The organism is Cohnella phaseoli, from assembly GCF_003386235.1.
In the GTDB taxonomy this organism is placed as follows: domain Bacteria; phylum Bacillota; class Bacilli; order Paenibacillales; family Paenibacillaceae; genus Cohnella; species Cohnella phaseoli.
The window spans coordinates 1-17543 of sequence record NZ_QRDZ01000006.1 but is presented as its reverse complement, the minus strand read 5'-3'; the positions used below and the strand labels follow the sequence as shown (position 1 = coordinate 17543).

Here is a 17543-nt window from a genome sequence, read left to right as displayed (position 1 = left end):
AATCGATTTCACAGGCGAATGGAACCGATAGGGGTATAAAAATGATTTATCGGACTCATCACAAAACATTCTTGCATCGGTCTTCCTCATTATTCCGCCGGTTAATTCTATGCTACAATAGCGAAATAGCAAAGGTTCAAAACAGGTGGAGGCTTGGAAAATGCGCGCAACTACGAACCGGATAACCGGAATTATCGATATCGGATCCAATACCGTTCGCTTGTCCGTCTATCAATTGACGGTTAGCGGAGCTTACAGAGTTGTAGACCAGGGCCGCTGGTCCGCCAGGCTGAGCCAGCGCATGGCTGCCGACGGCACCCTGCCCGAGGAAGCGGTGAATGAGCTGGCCGAAGTGCTGCGCCACTATGTCCGCATATGCGCCAAGCACGGGGCCGAACGCGTCCGCGCCGTCGCTACGGCGGCTATTCGTCAGGCGGCCAACCGCGAGGACGTGATCCGGCGGCTTCGCTCCGCCGCCGGCGTCGACATCGAAATATTATCCGGCGAAGAGGAGGCTCGCATCGGCAGCGCGGCCATGTTGAACAGTCTGCGTTTCGCCGACGGCTTCGTCGTGGATATCGGCGGCGGCAGCACCGAGATTACGCTGATCCGCGAGCGGAAGGTCGCTCAGGCCGTGTCTTTCCCGATCGGCTGCGTCAATGTCTCCGCCCGTTACGGCTTAGGAGAAGCCGCTGTAGAGCAAGCGACGCTGACCGCGATCGTCGCGGAAACGAAACGGCTGCTGCAAGAAGCCGACTGGATTGCGCAGCATCCCGGCCTGCCCCTGATCGGTCTCGGCGGCACCGTCCGGGCGCTGGCCAAGCTTCGCCAGCGGGAGATCGACTATCCGTTCCCGCATCTGCACGGCTATGAGCTGCCCGCCTCCGACGTATCCGCCACGCTGGACGATCTGGCCCGGCTCCCTGTCCCCCAGCGCAGAAAACGCCCCGGCCTATCCAAAGACCGAGGCGATGTCATCGTGCCGGGACTCGCGATATTGCGGGGCGTCGTCGAGCATGCCCGATCTTCGACGCTGGTCGTATGCGGCACCGGCCTGCGGGACGGACTGTTTTACGAAACGTGCCGCCCTTATCCGCCGCCTCAATCCAACGACGACGTGCTTGAGGAAAGCATTCGCAATCTGGCCGCTCTATATCCCGCAGCGCCCGAAGGGCATCTGCAGCAGGTGCGTAAAATGGCCGTGGCGCTGTTCGAGCAGTTGAACATCGTATCTCCGCTTCCCGCCGGCAGCCGCAGGCTGTTGGATACGGCCGCCAGACTGTTCCGAATCGGCGCAATGATCGACTACAACGACTGTGCGGACCATACGTTCTATATGCTGCTGCACACCCACTGGAACGGCCTGTCCCACCGGGAAAAAATACTGGCTGCCGGAATTGCCTCCTACCGGAGCGCAAGCTCCTTAAAACGCAAGCTATCTCCCTATCAATCGATGCTTGCGGACGGAGACGCGGAGACGATCGGCAAGCTTGGAGCGCTGCTGCTGCTAGCTTCGGCGCTGGACCGCAGCGAGTCGCAGGCGATCTCCTCGCTCCACATCTCGGTTAAAGGAAAACACTTGAAGCTGCTCGCCGAGTCCGAACATCCGCTTCCCGTCGAACAGATGGAAGTCGGCAATATGGCCAAGGAATTCAAAAAAATATGGGGAATGACTCCCGATCTGCAAACGATCCAGGAAGACCACTCGCCTGCCTGAACCAGCTTATTTGTCGAACGCCGCCGCAATCGATTTCCAAAGCGGAATATCCGCCGCTTCGAATTGGCTGCGCAGCGGCGTTTGATCGTTCGACACCCGCACGTAGGAGCCCGTTGATTGCAGTTCCCTCGCCTTGACGTTATCCGCAAGGTTCATCTGCAGCAGGTTCATCAGCATCAGGCGAAGCCCTTTGTCGTATACCGGGCACATCAACTCCACCCTGCGATTCAAATTGCGGGTCATCCAATCCGCGCTTGTAATATAGACCTCTTCATTGCCCTCCGCGGCGACGGCGAGAATTCTCGCGTGCTCAAGATAACGATCGACGATGCTGATCACCCGAATGTTGTCGCTCAGCCCCGGCACTCCGGGGCGCAGGCAGCACACGCCTCTTACGATCAGCTCGATTTGTACGCCTGCTTGGGAAGCCTCATACAGCTTGTCGATGATCGACTGGTTCGAGAGCGAGTTCATCTTCGCCACAATCCGGGCCGGCAATCCGTTCTTCGCGCTCGCGATCTCGCGGTCGATCAGCTCGAACAGCTTCGGCTTCAGGCCAACCGGAGCGACGGCGAAGGCCGACCACTGATGCGGCGTAGAATAGCCGGTCATTTCGTTAAACAGCGCCGTCGCATCCGCTCCGATATCGGGATGGCTCGTGAACAGCCCCGCATCCGTATAGAAACGGGACGTGCTCTCGTTGTAATTCCCGGTTCCCACATGCACATATCTTCTCAGCGTATCGGCTTCCTTGCGCACGACAAGCGTAATTTTCGCGTGCGTTTTTAATCCGACCAAGCCGTAGACGACATGACATCCCGATTTTTCGAGCTGTCGCGCCCATGCGATGTTGCGCGCCTCGTCAAACCTCGCCTTAATCTCCACGACGACGGTCACCTGCTTGCCGGATTCCGCCGCTTGAGACAGCGCCTTGATCAGCACAGAGTTGACGTTGACGCGGTACAGCGTCATCTTGATCGCCAGAACGTTCGGATCGGCGGCCGCCTCCAGCACAAAGTCGTTGACGACCTCGAACGATTCGTAAGGGTGGTAAACAAGCACGTCTCTCTCCCTAAGTATTGGCAAAATATCGTCGGTATCATCGAATTCCTCCGGATAGACCGGCTCGTACTTCGGATAGCGGAGATGATCGTAATTCGGCAGAGCCGCGACGAATTTGGACAGGAAGCCCAGGTCGAGCGGTCCGTCGATCTCGTCGATGAAAGCCTCGGACAGCTCCAGCTCGTCCTGCAGCAGCTCCAGCGCGTCGGGATGAATTCCCTTCTCCGCCTCCAGCCTGACTGGCAATCCCCTCTGGCGTCGACGCAGCTCCTTCTCGATCTCCTGCAGCAAATCCTCTGCGCCTTCCTCATTCGGCGTCAAATCGGAGTTGCGCGTCGCGCGAAAGGCATGAACCGCCTCCACCCGATAGCCGCTGAACAGCAGGCCGATATGCTCTTTAATCAAGTCCTCCAGCAGCAGGTAGATCAGCTTGCGGCTGTTTCTCCGTCCGGGAACGACGACCGTGCGAGCCAATATCGACGGCACTTGAACGATCGCGCAATAGGTGGAATCCTCCTCGTCTTCCTCTCCTTGCTCCCCCTTCAGCACAACCGCCAAGTACAATTCCTTGCTATGAACGAGAGGAAACGGACGACTCTGGTCGACCGCCATCGGGGTCAGGACCGGATAAACGATACGTTTGAAATACTCTGTCAGCGCCAGCTTCTGATCGTCGTTCAAATCTGCGTAAGTCGACAGCGATACGCCTTCCTTAGCCAGTAACCGCAGCAGCTCGCGATAAGTCCGATACTGCTCCCGCACCATTCGGACGCTCCGTTTCATCAGCCGCTTGATCAGTCCTTGCGGCGTGTAGCCGGTAAAATCCGTTTTCGCGTAGCCGGCTTTGCTCTGAGCCTGTAATCCCGCCACTCTTACGCTCATAAATTCATCCAGGTTGCTCTGCACGATCGACAGAAACCCCAGTCGCTCCAGAAGAGGAGTTCCTGCGTCCTCTGCTTCCTCGAGCACCCTTCTATTGAACTCCAGCCAGCTCAAATCGCGGTTAATGTACTTCTTGACGCTAGACAATCCGCTTCCCCCTGTTCAAAATGCCAGCGACCAACTGCTGCGCCGACTTGTTTCCTTCATTATGTTGGTCGAATGTAAACGGAAGATCAACGTTCCGTTAACGCAATGTGAAATGAGTTCGACCCAGGTCAGAGAAATTCTCGCAACCCGGGCTATCGACAGCCGGCTTCGCGTTTTTCGCATCGAGCGTTAGGCGCCCGAATGCCTGTCTGCGCGCGTCTACCAGCGGTTTGGCCCGCGATAGATCGTGAATTTGCCTCCGCGCACAAGGCGTTCAAGCCAGCGGTACATATACAGCCGATATAATGGACGGGTCAGGGGAAACAGCAGCGTCAAACCGACGATATCCGAAATAAAACCCGGGACGATAAGCAAAATGCCGCCCGCGAGCACGCACAGCCCCTCAAGCAAAGTATGTCCCGGAGGTTGCCCGCTTTGCATCTGTTGCTGAGCCTGTTGCCATACTTTGCGGCCCTCCGTCTGAATCAGGTAGGCGCCAAGCAAGCTTGTCGCAAGCAGCAGCCCGAATGTCCAGAAGCCTCCGATCCAACGGCCCATCATATATACGCCCCAAATCTCGATCAGAATCGCCAGCACGATAATGGTCAGCAGCTTTCTTTGCATAGCCCTCACCTTTCTTTTCGCGTTTAACCTATTTTAGTTCCGCTAATGCCGCCATTTTATCATACCAGTCCGGAGCTTCCCGAGCGAATCGTGCCGGCTTCCACTCCTTATTCACCCATACGTGGCGAGTGCCGCCCTTGACGAGCAGAACGCCCGGAGGCTCCTCCCCTTCAAACTCGGCTCCCAGACTCTCCGTCAGGTCGCCCGCGAGCACTCTCGATTCGAATCCGACGCGAAGGCTTGTCATCTCCGCTACCCGCGTGCACACGGTGATCCATTCGTCGTAATGGGCCGCCTGCTTAAAGGAGGCTTCCATATCGGTCACGGGCAATAGCAAACCTCGTTCTTCCATTTCCCGATAGGAGATGCCGGCCCTGCGCACCCATTCCGTTCTGCCGATCTCGAACCAGTTTAAGTAATTGACGTGATAGACGACTCCCATCTGGTCCGTCTCTTGATACCTTACCCTCAGCGGGTGCAAAAACCATTTGGCCACATCGTTTGCTCCTTCTCAGGCGGACTGCCGATAAAATTCGATACGTTGAATCTTGCCTCTCGGTTTCACTTGTATACAAAAATCCCCTGCGGCTAAGCCGCAGGGAAATAATCATGCGTTAAGTTGCTTACATTACTTTGGCTTGACCGGAGTAGATGACGCCATGCTCGGCATACAGCGTCACTTCCATGTCGTCTTCCAGCAGCTTCCTTGCGTTGTCCACACCGACGATAACAGGAATTCCCAAGTTAAGCCCTACAACCGCCGCGTGGCACGTAATGCCGCCGCACTCCGTAATAACTGCAGCCGCCTTCTGGATAGCCGGCATATACTCCTTGTCCGTCGACGGAGCTACAAGAATCGCGCCGGACGTCATTTTGCTGATCGCTTCTTCAGGAGAACTTGCGATTACGATTTTGCCAGTCGTGCTCTGCGAGCCGATGCCCTGCCCTTTGGCGATCAGTTCGCCGACGTTGTGGATCTTGATCAGGTTCGTCGTTCCGGAACGACCGACAGGCACGCCAGCCGTAATAACGATCGTGTCCCCCAGACGAACGAGGCCGCTCTCCAAAGCGCCTTGTACCGCGATTTCGAACATTTCGTCCGTCGTGGACGCAGACACGCCCTTCACCGGAATAACGCCCCAGACGAGCTGCAGGCGACGAAGCACCTGTTCGACCGGCGTTACGGCGATGATTGGAGATTTCGGCTTGTATTTGGAAACCATGCGCGCCGTATAACCGCTCTCCGTCGAAGTAACGATCGCTTTCGCTTCGAGATCCAGCGCGGAATTGGCTACCGCTTGGCTGATCGCTTCCGTTACGGACGTTTGCTGGGCGTTCGCTTGCTTCGTGAAAATTTCACGGTAATGCAGTGCAGATTCCGCGCTCTCGGCGATGCGGGACATCGTCTGTACGGATTCCACCGGGTATTTGCCCGCCGCGGTTTCGCCGGACAGCATGATCGCGTCGGTGCCGTCGAAGATCGCATTGGCGACGTCGGAAGCTTCCGCGCGTGTCGGACGAGGGTTGCGCTGCATGGAATCCAGCATTTGCGTAGCGGTAATGACCGGCTTGCCGGCGCGGTTGCACTTCTCGATCATCTGCTTCTGGACGAGCGGCACTTCCTCCGCCGGGATTTCAACGCCAAGGTCACCGCGGGCAACCATCAGGCCGTCCGACACTTCCAAAATCTCATCGAGATTGTCTACGCCTTGCTGATTTTCGATCTTGGAGATGATGTGAATGTGGCGAGCGTCGTGACGCTCCAGCAATTCGCGGATTTCAAGCACGTCGCTGGCGCGGCGAACGAAGGAAGCCGCGATGAAATCGACGCCGACTTCGATGCCGAATTTGATGTCGCTGATGTCCTTCTCCGTCAAGCCCGGCATGGAGATCGCCACTCCGGGAACGTTAACGCCTTTCTTGCTCTTGATCTGGCCGCTGTTGACGATCTGACATTTGATTTCCGTACCTTGAATGTCGAGTACCGTCAAGCCGATCAAACCGTCGTCGATCAGAATCGTCGCGCCGACGCTAACGTCGGACGGCAATTCCTTGTACGTAACCGGAACGCGGTTGATGTCGCCGAGGATCTCTTCCGTTGTAAGGGTAATATATTCTCCCTGTACGAGGTCGATTGGCTCTTCCTTCAGCTTGCCAAGACGAATTTCCGGCCCTTTCGTGTCGAGCAGGATCGCGACGGTTTTGTTCAGCTCTTGGGAAGCTTGACGAATCACCTTGATCCGGTTGCCGTGCTCTTCATAGTCTCCGTGCGAGAAGTTCAGCCGGGCGACGTTCATCCCCGCAGAGATGAGCTTCTTCGTATTTTCCAGCGATTCGCTGGACGGTCCGATCGTACAAACAATTTTTGTTTTACGCATGATTTCTTTTCCTCCGTTATCTATCCAAGTTGCTTATATGGAGAGCTATTCCAGCTCTGCGGTGCCAAAACGTCCGACTTTGCGGAACTTCCGGTACCGGTCTTCCCTCAATTCATCCGGCGTCAGCTTGCTGAGCTCCTGCAAATTGCGCCATAGCGCCTCTTTGATCGACTCGGCTTGCGTAGCCTTGTCCCGATGCGCTCCGCCTTGCGGCTCCGGAATGATCTCTTCGATGACGCCTAGCTCGAGCAAATCTTTCGCCGTGATTTTCATCGCTTCCGCTGCCTGGTCGGCTTTGGATGCGTCCTTCCACAGAATCGACGCGGCTCCGTTCGGAGAAATAGCCGAGTAGATCGCGTTCTCCAGCATTAGCACGCGGTTTCCGACGCCCAGCGCCAACGCGCCGCCGCTTCCGCCCTCGCCGATGACGACGCAGAGGATCGGCACGCCAAAAATCGCCATTTCGCTAAGATTGCGGGCGATCGCCTCCGATTGGTTGCGTTCCTCGGCGGTGTCGCCGGGATAAGCGCCCTTCGTGTCGATAAAGGTAATGATTGGGCGGCCGAATTTATTCGCCTGCTGCATGAAGCGGAGCGCCTTGCGGAACCCTTCGGGGTGGGGACTGCCGAAAAAACGTTGAATGTTGTCCTTCGTATCTTTCCCGCGCTGATGTCCGACAATCGTCACCGGAACGCCGTTCAGCTTGGCCAAGCCCCCGACGATCGCCAGATCGTCGGCAAAAACCCGGTCTCCGTGCAGCTCGATAAAATCGGTAAAAATAAGAGGAATATAATCCAAAGAGGTTGGACGTTGATGATGGCGGGCCATGTGCATAATCTGAGCCGCGCTCAAACCTTCGTAAACCTCGGACTCCAGCTGTTTGTAACGCTCTTCAAGCCGAGAGATCTCGTCCGTGAAATCGATCTGCTTCTCGGCTCCGAACTGCTTGAGCTCGTCTATCTTCTTGCGTAATTCGGCGAGCGGCCTCTCAAAGGGCAGTTCACTTGACATCGGCCGGCTCTCCTTTCCACGCGTGCATATCTAGCAGTTTGGTCAGAATGGCTTTCATTTCCTTGCGGGGAACAACCTTATCCAATTGTCCATGCTTCAGGTTGAACTCCGCGGTCTGGAAGTTGTCCGGCAGCTTCTGGCGAATCGTCTGCTCGATAACGATGCGGCCGGCGAAACCGACGATCGCTCCGGGTTCGGCGAAGTTGTAGTCGCCGAGACTGGCAAAGCTTGCGGACACGCCGCCCAGCGTCGGATCGGTGAACACCGAGATGAACAATCCGCCCTGTCCCTGGAACTTGGCAAGCGCTGCGCTTGTCTTGGCCATCTGCATCAGACTGAGAATGCTCTCCTGCATCCGTGCGCCGCCCGAGGTGGAAAAGAAAATAAGCGGCAGCTTCTTCTCCGTAGCTCTCTCGATGGCGCGCGTCACTTTCTCGCCAACGACGGAGCCCATGCTTCCGCTGAAAAAATCGAAGCTCATAACGCCGATTACAACGGGGAAGCCTCCGATCTCGCCTTCACCGGTAATGATCGCATCCTTTAATCCGGAGTTCGCCTTCTGCTGCTCCAGCTTGGACGCATAACCCGGGAAGTTCAGCGGATCCTCGGAGATCAGATTCTCATCAATCTCAAAAAGACGCCCCTCATCGAGCGTCATCGCGATGCGCTCCCAGGCGTTTAACCGATAGTGATGTCCGCAGCCGGAGCACACTTTCAAGTTCTTCTCCAACTCTTTGCTGAGCTGGATTTGACCGCATTTCGGGCAGCGGTTCATCAGCCCTTCGGGAATATCCCTCTTCGTGCGTTCCGACGGAACGACGGCGTATTTTTTCTTCTGAAATAGATCCTTGAACACAGCGACACCTCACAAGCGATAATGGCGGGGCCCGCGTTCGAAAAGCCCGACAACCGGGCCCATTCGAACAACCTCTATGGGTATCGTACTGAATTACAGGTGCAAAATGCTGCCTAATACCTCTTCTACTTCCCGCACCTCGCCGGATGGAACCAATATCTCGTATTGCGGTTTCGTTAAGTTTATGGGGCGTACTTGTACGAGAAACCCTTCATCGGTAAGTCGCTTCTGAATTCTGTCGGCGATCTTAGCGGTCGGTGCGATGTAGATGACCGTCCACATGATGCGGTACCCCCAATTTCTTAAGCATTCAATGAAAAACCAAGACAGGCAATATGGAAATCATAGCACAGATTCCGCAACACTAGCAACCGAGAAGCGGCAGATGCGGATAGTTGCTCAGGGCATAGCCCGGGCTGCCGCCGTCTACCGGAAGATCCGGCATAGTTCAAGATTCGATGCGGAATCTGCATCCTGGCCTGTTGCGCAGTCAAAATCGGACTTTATGAACTACCGTTCAAAATAAGTTCAAAAAGTCGGATTTTCGGCACCGAGGCTGGTCGCTTAAGACCCTCTCGCGGACTTATTCGATGTTCGCCGGCTCCGGCGGCGCGCTTAAGACCCTCTCGCGGACTTATTCGCCGCTCCCCCGCTCCGGCGGCGCACTTAAGACCCTCTCGCGGACTTATTCGACGTTCGCCGGCTCCGGAAGCGCGCTTAAGACCCTCTCGTGGACTTATTCGACGTTCGCCAGCTCCGGCGGGTCGCTTAAGACCCTCTCGCGGACTTATTCGCCGCTCCCCAGCTCCGGCGGCGCGCTTAAGACCCTCTCGCGGACTTATTCGCCGCTTGCCGGCTCCGGAAGCGCGCTTAAGACCGTCTTGCGGACTTATTCGCCGCTCCCCAGCTCCGGCGGCGCGCTTAAGACCGTCTCGCGGACTTATTCGCCGCTCCCCAGCTCCGGCGGCGCGCTTAAGACCCTCTCGCGAACTTATTCGCCGCTTGCCGGCTCCGGAAGCGCACTTAAGACCGTCTCGCGGACTTATTCGACGTTCGCCGGCTCCGGCGCCCTGCTTAAGACCGTCTCGCGGACCTATTCGCCGCTCCCCAGCTCCATTTTCGCGCATCACCCGCACCAAAAAGTCTCATCACAAGGGGGCGCTCATGTGTGCGAACGGGTCATGCCTTGACGATCCAATTACCCATAACTTGTAAACAGATGAGTCAAGCATAGTCTCTTAGGTCATGAACAGCCTCTATAAAGGGAGCCAGCTTAGTACTTTCTGGATTTTCAGATCCCAGTAGCCCCATTCGTGGTCTCCCGGCTCCTCCTCGTAGGTAAGCGGAAGCCCGAGCTTGCGGCAGTGGTCGCGGAAGCGGATATTGTCTTCGTACAAGAAATCCTCCGTGCCGCAGCACTGATATAGCAAAGGCGAGCCCGACTGGTCCGCAACCCGCTCCGCCAAAGCGAACAGATCGATAGATGTGCCCACTACCGAATTCGTGTCTCCGACGATGTTTTTAATGTCTCCGCCGAATCCCTCGGCGACGAGACGGTTGACGTCGACGGCTCCGGACAGACTGGCCACGGCCGCGAAGCGATCCGGGTGCGAGAGACCGAGCTTCAGCGCGCCGTACCCGCCCATCGAAAGCCCTGCCGCAAAGTTGTCCTCCCTGCGATCGGACAACGGGAAGAACGAGCGCGCCAAACGTGGCAGCTCCTCGCTGACGAACGTCCAATACTTCGCCCCGTGCGCCATATCCGCGTAGAAGCTGCGGTTGACGGCAGGCATAACGACGGCGATGCCGTACGCATCCGCATAGCGTTCGATCGATGTTCTCCGGCACCAGATCGTGTGGTCGTCGGACAAGCCGTGCAGCAAATACAGCGTCTTAAGCGGACGGCGTTTCTCCCCTTGCGGAATAATCACGTTCATGGAAGCCGAAATCTCCAACGTTTCGGAAACGAAATTGCACTGAAGCAATGCCATTTGATTTTCCCTCTCTTATCGCCAATTTGAACTACTTAACCCTCACTGTGCCCGCACCAAGAAGCTTCTCCAACTGTTCGACAAGCTCTGTCGAAGGATCGACGCTGTATTCGTCGCTCAAGGCTACGGTGCGGCGAGCCTGCTCGTAGCGGAGTATCGTCGGGAGAGCGCCGGGATGCGCCTTCAGCAGCAGCTTGAGGCGGATCAGCGTCGCCGGCTTCTCATGCCCGGCGTCGATCAGAATATAGACGCGCTGCGACGCGGCGCTTTCCGACGACGCAGCAGCCGCTCGCCGCGCTGCAGCTCCCTGAGACGCTGCAGGAGCGGCGCTCGGCGACCGCGACGATGGCGGCGCATTCCCGGCCCGAACCGTTCCTCCCGCCGCTGTCGGGCCCGCTCTCGCCGCCTCCGGCCCCCTGGCGGACGGCCCCCCCGGCGGCGCGGCGCGGTCGCCGCCTCTGCCGGAGCCTCCGGCAAAGCGTTGTCCCAACCGCCGCAGCCTATCCGCCTGCGCTTTCAAATCCTGAGCATCCAGCGGCAGAATATCGTCCGCAAGCAGCTTGTAATCTTCATCTCCATGCTGCACCTTCGCCCGCACGAAGACGAGCGAGCCCTTCTTGACGAACGAGGACGCTTTCGCCCATGCGGACGGAAAAGCGACCAGCTCCGTTCCCATAATCCGATCCTCGATTTCCAGAAACGCCATCGCTTGGCCTTTGCGCGTAACGAACGGCTTGAGCGAGACGATCATTCCCGCCGTAAACGCCGTCGCCCCGTCCGCCAACTCGGCGATATCTACAAGCCGCTCGATCTTCAGCTCTTCCAGCAGCTCGTCGTAAGCGTCAAGCGGATGGCCGGAAAGATAAAATCCCATCAGCTCCCGCTCAAGCTCTAGCATTTGCGTTTGCGAATAGGGCGGAACGGGAGGCAGCTCCACGTTCCAGTTCGGCGTCTCCTCGAAATCGAACAGCTCGATCTGCAGCTCCTCCCGCTCCTTGCGCCATTGCGCCGCGGCCGCAACCGTCGGCTCGAGCGCCGCGAGCTGCTGCGCGCGATGGCCCGGCATCGACTCCAGCGCTCCCGCCTGCACAAGCGATTCAATGACTCGCTTGTTGCAGGTACGCGGATCGATACGGCGGCAAAAATCGCTCAAGCTCTCATAGGGCCTGTCGGCCCGCTCTCGCATGATGCTCTCGATTGCCTGCGTGCCGACGTTCTTCACGCCCGCCAGCCCGAAGCGGATGGCGTCCCCGCTCGCCGCCGGCGAGAACAGCACGCCGCTCTCGTTGACGTCGGGCTTCAGCACGGCGATTCCCATACGGCGGCATTCGTCCACGTACTCCGCAGTCTTGCGTTGGTTGCCGACGACGGCCGTCAGCATCGACGCCATAAACGCGACCGGATAGTGGGCTTTCAGATAGGCCGTCCGGAAGGCGAGCACCGCGTAGGCGGCAGCGTGAGCGCGGGGGAAACCGTAATCGGCGAAGCGCACGATCAGATCGTATACGCCGTTCGCCTCCTGCTCGTTGTAGCCCAGCTTTAAGCTGCCCGAGACGAAATGCTTCCTCTGCTCGTCCAGCACCTCGCGTTTCTTTTTCGAAACTGCGCGACGCAGTAAATCCGCCTCGCCGAGAGAAAAGCCGGCCATGACCGAAGCGATCTGCATGATCTGTTCCTGATAGACGATAATGCCGTAAGTATCGGCAAGTATCTCCTGCAAATTGGCGTGCGGGTACTCTACCTCCACCTGACCGTGTTTGGCCCGGATAAACTGCGGGATAAACTCCATCGGGCCGGGGCGGTACAGCGCGACCGCGGACACGATATCCTCGAATGAGGACGGCTTCATCTCCTTGAGCACCCGCCGCATGCCGGTGGACTCGAGCTGAAAGATGCCCGTCGTCTCGCCGCGCCCCATCAGCTCGTAGGTCGCGGGGTCCTCGTAGGTCACCTCCTGCCAGCGCAGCTCCCGGCCGGTCTGCTCGCGGATCGACGCCAGCGCCCGCTCGATGATCGACAGCGTCCGCAGCCCGAGGAAATCCATCTTCAGCAGGCCGATCGCCTCAAGATGCTCCATCGAATACTGCGTCAGCGGTACCCCTTCCGTCCCTTCCTGCAGCGGCACATAGTCGGTCAGCGGATCGGAGGAGATCACGACGCCCGCCGCATGCGTAGAGGCGTGGCGGGGCATCCCTTCCACTCTGCGCGCCATCGCGATCAGCCGGCTCGCATCGCCCGCCCCTTCCGCCAGCGCCTTGAAATCCGGGCTTTCGCGCATTGCCCGCTCGATCGACATTCCCGGCATGCCGGGAATCAGCTTGGCCGCCTTGTCGACGTCACCGTACGGCAGGTTCATGACTCTGCCGACGTCCCGAACAGCCGCTCGCGCCGCCAGCGTTCCGAACGTAATGATCTGCGCGACGTGCTCCGCTCCGTATTTCCCGACGACGTAGCGGATGACCTCGTCGCGCCGCTCGTCGCTGAAATCGATGTCGATATCCGGCATCGTCACCCGCTCGGGGTTCAGAAACCGCTCGAACAGCAGCTTGTACTTCAGCGGATCGACATCGGTGATGTTCAGCACGTACGCGACAAGGCTGCCCGCGGACGAACCGCGGCCCGGCCCGGTCACGATGCCGTGCTCGTGCGCGAACCTAATGAAATCCCATACGATCAGGAAATAATCGTCAAACCCCATCTCTCCGATAACGCGCAGCTCGTAGTCGAGCCGCTCGGCAGCCGCCGTGCGGAAATCCGGGTCCGACCATTCTTCGGTCCCCTCGTAGCGCGCGCGCAAGCCTTCGGCACAGAGCTCGGCCAAATGCCGCCCTACCGTACTGCCCTCAGGGAGCGGAAAAAACTTCGGCAAAATATGCCGCCCGAACTCCAGCTCCAGCGAGCAGCTGTCGGCGATTCTGACCGTGTTGGCGATCGCCTCCGGCACATGCCGGAACATCGAGGACATCTCTTCGCCGCTCTTCATGTACAACTGGTCGGTGGCGATCTTGAACCGCTCCGGATCGTCCATCGTCTTGCCCGTGCCGATGCACATCAGCACGTCCTGAAGGGAATGATCTTCCTCGCAAATATAGTGGGAATCGTTGGTCGCGACGAGCGGAATGCCCAGCTCCTCGGACAGCCGGATCACTCCTGCGGTAATCTTCTTCTGCTCGAGCAGCCCATGATCCTGAATCTCCAAATAATAGTTTTCTCCGAACAGCGACCGATAGCGCAGCGCAAGCTCCTTCGCGGCGTCGTAGTCGCCTTCCTCAAGCCGTTTAGACAGTTCGCTGCTCATGCAGCCGCTTAGGCAGATGACGCCCTCCGAATGAGCCGACAACACCTCATAATCGATGCGAGGTCTATAGTAGAACCCTTCCAGATGCCCGATTGTCGTCAGCTTCATCAGGTTGCGGTAGCCCGTCTCGTTTTGCGCCAGCAGCGTCAGATGATAGATCGGCTGCTCCTTGCGCGATTGCTTGACATGCCTTGAGCCTGCAGTTATGTAGGCCTCCATGCCGATTATCGGCTTGATGCCGCGCTCAACGCACGCTTTATAGAAAGGTACGGCCCCGTACATGACGCCGTGATCGGTCAGAGCCAGCGAGGTCATGCCCAGCTCCGCCGCCTTGGCCGCCATCTCCTTGATCCGGGCGGCGCCGTCCAGCAGACTGTATTCGCTATGAACGTGAAGGTGGACGAAATCGCACATGATAATCCCCCTCTTTTCCGAAATTCTTCCTCTCCCAAACCCGTGTCCCAAACACACGTTCGAGCATTCCCGTTTATTATTGTATCATAAGCGCCCCTGCCAGTCCCATAGATATGAAAGAGAACAATCAACCGCAGAAGCCGCCAGGCGAATGCGGTCGGGGGGATGGACATGGACGAGTTTTTCACGAAAGCGGCTTTCAGCTTCTTCATCGCCTTCGGCGTCGTGCTCGGAGGAGCGCTGCTCGCGGGAATGGGATCGGTATTTCTGTTTACTCCGCCCAAGGAGAAAATGCTGCAGGTCGCCAGCAATTTAAAAATATGGGCACTCGTCGCCGCAGTCGGTGGCACGATCGATCCGATCCGGGTCATCGAGTCTCACATGCTGGTCGGCTACCTCTCCCCGGCCATGCAGCAGATCGGTTACATCCTGTTTGCTTTCCTTGGCGCGCATATGGGCGTCGAGCTTATTCAATGGCTGCATAACAACGGGGGGTGATCGGTCTGTGCGGATCCCTTCGTTCGACCGGTTCCAGAAGTTCATGCAGGTTATGGCTTTTTTCGTATGCGGCATGATCGTCGGCAGCGCCGTCTACAGCGCCCTCAAAAACAATATCGTCGACCAGATCATTCTGGAAAACTACGAGCTTAAGGAGCAAGCGGACTCGCTGCGCAAAGATTTGGAAATGGCGCATCAGGTACGCAAGGAAAACGTCATACGAAGCATCGTGGCCATCTTTATTCACGAGCCGAACGATGCGGAGACGGTCGATATCCTGACGGAAAAAGAGCTGAAGAAGCGGTTAAAGGAGGATCTGGACATCTTCATTGGCCGCAGCATTTATATGATCAACACCGATTCCACCTTCGCCAGAAAGCTGCTTAACACAAAGGTGTACGATCAGATCGAAGGCCAGAACTACGATGTGACGATCCGCACGATGCTTGTCGTCGACGGCGTGCTTCAGGTATGGGTGGAAGCGAAAAAGCATTTGGCCGGAAAATAGTCCGAGTTCGGGCCGTACGCGCATATGCGAGTCATGTCGGAAGAAGCCTGCGTTTGTGGTACAATGCTAGGGCGTGTATGTATACTCCGAGGATAGTAGGTTTGCATACACGCCCTAGAATATAAGTGCGCGTTCAGAAAGTTCAAGCTTCGATGACGAATCCGCTTCCTGATTCGGCTTCGCGATCAAGCTTTGACTTTATGAACTACCTCTGCAGGTATCGCAACGTTCAAAAGGAGCTGCTTCTTCGTCATGGTCAACGCGCTTCAATGGTTATTCGGAATATTGGTCGTCGTAACGGTCTTTTTCTCCGCGTTCTACAGCTTCCGTTCCCGCCGCGCGAGCGACGGACGCCTTCGCGGACTGTACGCCTCCCGAATGAACATCAGCATGGGGCTGATGCTGATCTTTATCGCCCTCATTCAGATGTTCATGTTCCCCGGCTCTTCGGTACGAGTCATAGTCGGCGCCGCGTTCCTCCTGCTCGGCTTATTCAACCTGTTCGCCGGCCTGCGCAATCACTCCCACTTTACCCGGCTGATGCGCCAGTAAACCGGCGATCAGGAAGGGTCGATCGTCTGGGCGGCCAGCATCGCTTTGGCGACCACCTCGCCGTCCAGCAGAGCCTCCACCTCTACCTTCACATACCTTCTGCTCGCCTCGATAATCCGCGGAACGATCGAAATGCTCGCATCCACTGGAACGGGGCGCAGGAAGTACGTCGTCATATTGTCCAGTACATACTCTTTTCTACGCAGATCCTCGACGGCCCGGCTGGCCGCCTGCTGCATTAACGACGTCAGCACCCCCTCGGAGATCGTGCCGAGCGGACCCGACATCTGCGGCGTGGCCAATCCCGCGTACTGCAGCCTGTTCTCCTCGTCCCGTTGCTCCGCGAAGCCGCCCCACATGAGCGCGTCGAACGTCTCGCCCAGGTGGGCGGGTCGATTGGCGAACTGCATCGCCCGCAGCACCTCGCCCCGATTGATCGCTCCGACCAGCTTTCTTTGCCTGTCCACGACGGGCAACAGCTCGATCCCTTCCGATACCATCCGATGGGCCGCCGACGCGACCGGCGTATTGAGCGTAACCGTCATCGGCCGCCTCGTCATCAGCTTATCGAGCGTCTGGTTCGTCGGAGAGCCGGATACGTCCTTAAACGTAATCATCCCGACAACGCGGTTCCACTCGTCCGTAACGGGAAAACGGCTGCTCCCCGTCTGTTCGCTCAGCTTTACGAAGTCGGCGACGGTGGACGACAGCTTCAGCGCACCGTTTCGGGCCGAAGGCTCCATCAGGTCGGCGATAATCATAATTTTGCGTTTGATCAGTTGATCGTACATCGCTCTGTTGATCATCGATGCGACGGTGAACGTATCGTGACGGCAGGTGAGAATCGGCAGCCGTCTCTCGTTGGCCAATCTTCTCACTTCCTCGCTGGTTCCGAATCCTCCGGTGACCAGAACGCCCGCTCCCTGCTGCAGCGCAATGCGGTGGGCGTTTTCCCGGTTGCCGACGATCAGCAGGCTGCCCGCGTCGATATAGCCGGCCATCTGGTCGATCTCCATCGCGCCGATGACGAATTTGTGCAGCGTCTTGTCCAAACCTTCCTCGCCGCCCAGCAGACTGCCCTGCACGATCTCCAGCACCTCCGCGAACGTGAGCTGTTCCGGATGACCGCGCCTCTTCCTGTCTACACGGACGGTGCCGATCCGCTCTTTCGTGCTGACGAGACCGAGCTGCTCGGCCTCCTTCAGGGCACGGTAAGCCGTCCCCTCCGACACTCCCCGCTCCTTCGCCATCTGGCGAACCGGAATCTTCGTGCCGATCGGCAGCTCGCGAATATGCTGCAGAAGCTGCTCGTGCTTCGTCAGCTCGTTCGGATGATTATCGTTTCTGACCATTTCAGACCCCTTCCTCATCCCCGGTCTTCATTTAATCTTCCTGCATAAATTATCCGGGATCGAGCGTTTCTATCATTTGCCAATAGGCAGTAACGTAGTACAATACACTAGTCATGCATCAAACCTAACATGAAAAAAACGATCTCCATAATTACCTGTATAAGGAATATTATGATTGTTTTCTCGTAGCCAAACGCATTAAAGCTCCTTTATTGTAGAAATGACGCGTTATCCATCATTTCTTCAAAAAAGG

Annotated in this window: 15 protein-coding genes; 5 read left to right on the top strand and 10 right to left on the bottom strand. The window is 57.4% G+C overall.

The genetic code is table 11. The features are described 5' to 3' along the window. Nucleotides 1-160: 160 nt before the first annotated feature. Nucleotides 161-1717, top strand: a complete 1557-nt coding sequence (locus DFP98_RS09295; protein ID WP_116060312.1) for a Ppx/GppA phosphatase family protein — start codon at nucleotides 161-163, stop codon at nucleotides 1715-1717. A 6-nt stretch (nucleotides 1718-1723) separates the two neighbouring features. Here the strand turns inward: DFP98_RS09295 and ppk1 are convergent, their stop codons facing one another. The 7 genes from ppk1 to DFP98_RS09260 form a co-directional block, all read right to left on the bottom strand. Continuing rightward, a complete protein-coding gene (gene ppk1 / locus DFP98_RS09290; protein WP_116060311.1) occupies nucleotides 1724-3808 on the bottom strand; it encodes a polyphosphate kinase 1 in 2085 nt (694 codons plus the stop codon). Nucleotides 3809-4027: 219 nt separating this feature from the next. Further along, nucleotides 4028-4432, bottom strand: coding sequence for an FxsA family protein (locus DFP98_RS09285; protein ID WP_116060310.1), 405 nt, complete (start codon nucleotides 4430-4432; stop codon nucleotides 4028-4030). A gap of 28 nt (nucleotides 4433-4460) precedes the next feature. Next, entirely contained in the window at nucleotides 4461-4928 is a 468-nt protein-coding gene (locus tag DFP98_RS09280; protein ID WP_116060309.1) for an acyl-CoA thioesterase, read from the bottom strand. A gap of 127 nt (nucleotides 4929-5055) precedes the next feature. Next, nucleotides 5056-6810, bottom strand: coding sequence for a pyruvate kinase (gene pyk / locus DFP98_RS09275; RefSeq protein WP_116060308.1), 1755 nt, complete (start codon nucleotides 6808-6810; stop codon nucleotides 5056-5058). A gap of 45 nt (nucleotides 6811-6855) precedes the next feature. Beyond that, on the bottom strand, nucleotides 6856-7821 hold the full coding sequence (locus tag DFP98_RS09270; RefSeq protein ID WP_116060307.1) for an acetyl-CoA carboxylase carboxyltransferase subunit alpha: 966 nt from the start codon (nucleotides 7819-7821) through the stop codon (nucleotides 6856-6858). After that, nucleotides 7811-8677, bottom strand: a complete 867-nt coding sequence (gene accD / locus DFP98_RS09265) for an acetyl-CoA carboxylase, carboxyltransferase subunit beta (protein WP_116060306.1) — start codon at nucleotides 8675-8677, stop codon at nucleotides 7811-7813. Before accD ends, DFP98_RS09270 begins: the two co-directional genes overlap by 11 nt. Before the next feature lie 93 nt (nucleotides 8678-8770). Continuing rightward, nucleotides 8771-8959, bottom strand: coding sequence for a glutamate decarboxylase (locus DFP98_RS09260; protein WP_116060305.1), 189 nt, complete (start codon nucleotides 8957-8959; stop codon nucleotides 8771-8773). A 308-nt stretch (nucleotides 8960-9267) separates the two neighbouring features. Between DFP98_RS09260 and DFP98_RS09255 the strand changes: the two genes are divergently transcribed. Then, nucleotides 9268-9867: a hypothetical protein gene (locus tag DFP98_RS09255; RefSeq protein WP_116060304.1), complete on the top strand. Its 600-nt coding sequence runs from the start codon at nucleotides 9268-9270 to the stop codon at nucleotides 9865-9867. A 66-nt stretch (nucleotides 9868-9933) separates the two neighbouring features. On the opposite strand, the gene DFP98_RS09250 is transcribed toward DFP98_RS09255, so the two are convergent. Together DFP98_RS09250 and DFP98_RS09245 are read right to left on the bottom strand one after the other, a co-directional pair. Beyond that, entirely contained in the window at nucleotides 9934-10668 is a 735-nt protein-coding gene (locus DFP98_RS09250; RefSeq protein ID WP_116060303.1) for an alpha/beta hydrolase, read from the bottom strand. Nucleotides 10669-10699: 31 nt separating this feature from the next. Next, entirely contained in the window at nucleotides 10700-14380 is a 3681-nt protein-coding gene (locus DFP98_RS09245) for a DNA polymerase III subunit alpha (protein WP_116060302.1), read from the bottom strand. A gap of 171 nt (nucleotides 14381-14551) precedes the next feature. On the opposite strand from DFP98_RS09245, the gene DFP98_RS09240 reads away from it, so the two are divergent. From DFP98_RS09240 to DFP98_RS09230, 3 genes are all read left to right on the top strand, one after another. Then, complete coding sequence (locus DFP98_RS09240) at nucleotides 14552-14878, top strand: YtrH family sporulation protein (protein WP_116060301.1); 327 nt, start codon at nucleotides 14552-14554, stop codon at nucleotides 14876-14878. 7 nt (nucleotides 14879-14885) lie between these two features. Further along, complete coding sequence (locus DFP98_RS09235; protein ID WP_116060300.1) at nucleotides 14886-15386, top strand: sporulation membrane protein YtrI; 501 nt, start codon at nucleotides 14886-14888, stop codon at nucleotides 15384-15386. Between the two features lie 252 nt (nucleotides 15387-15638). Further along, nucleotides 15639-15938: a YtpI family protein gene (locus DFP98_RS09230; RefSeq protein ID WP_116060299.1), complete on the top strand. Its 300-nt coding sequence runs from the start codon at nucleotides 15639-15641 to the stop codon at nucleotides 15936-15938. 8 nt (nucleotides 15939-15946) lie between these two features. Here DFP98_RS09230 and DFP98_RS09225 read toward each other — a convergent pair whose 3' ends face one another. Next, nucleotides 15947-17290 carry a DRTGG domain-containing protein gene (locus DFP98_RS09225; RefSeq protein ID WP_116060298.1) on the bottom strand — a complete coding sequence of 448 codons (1344 nt, stop codon included), beginning with the start codon at nucleotides 17288-17290 and terminating at the stop codon, nucleotides 15947-15949. Between the last annotated feature and the right edge of the window lie 253 nt (nucleotides 17291-17543).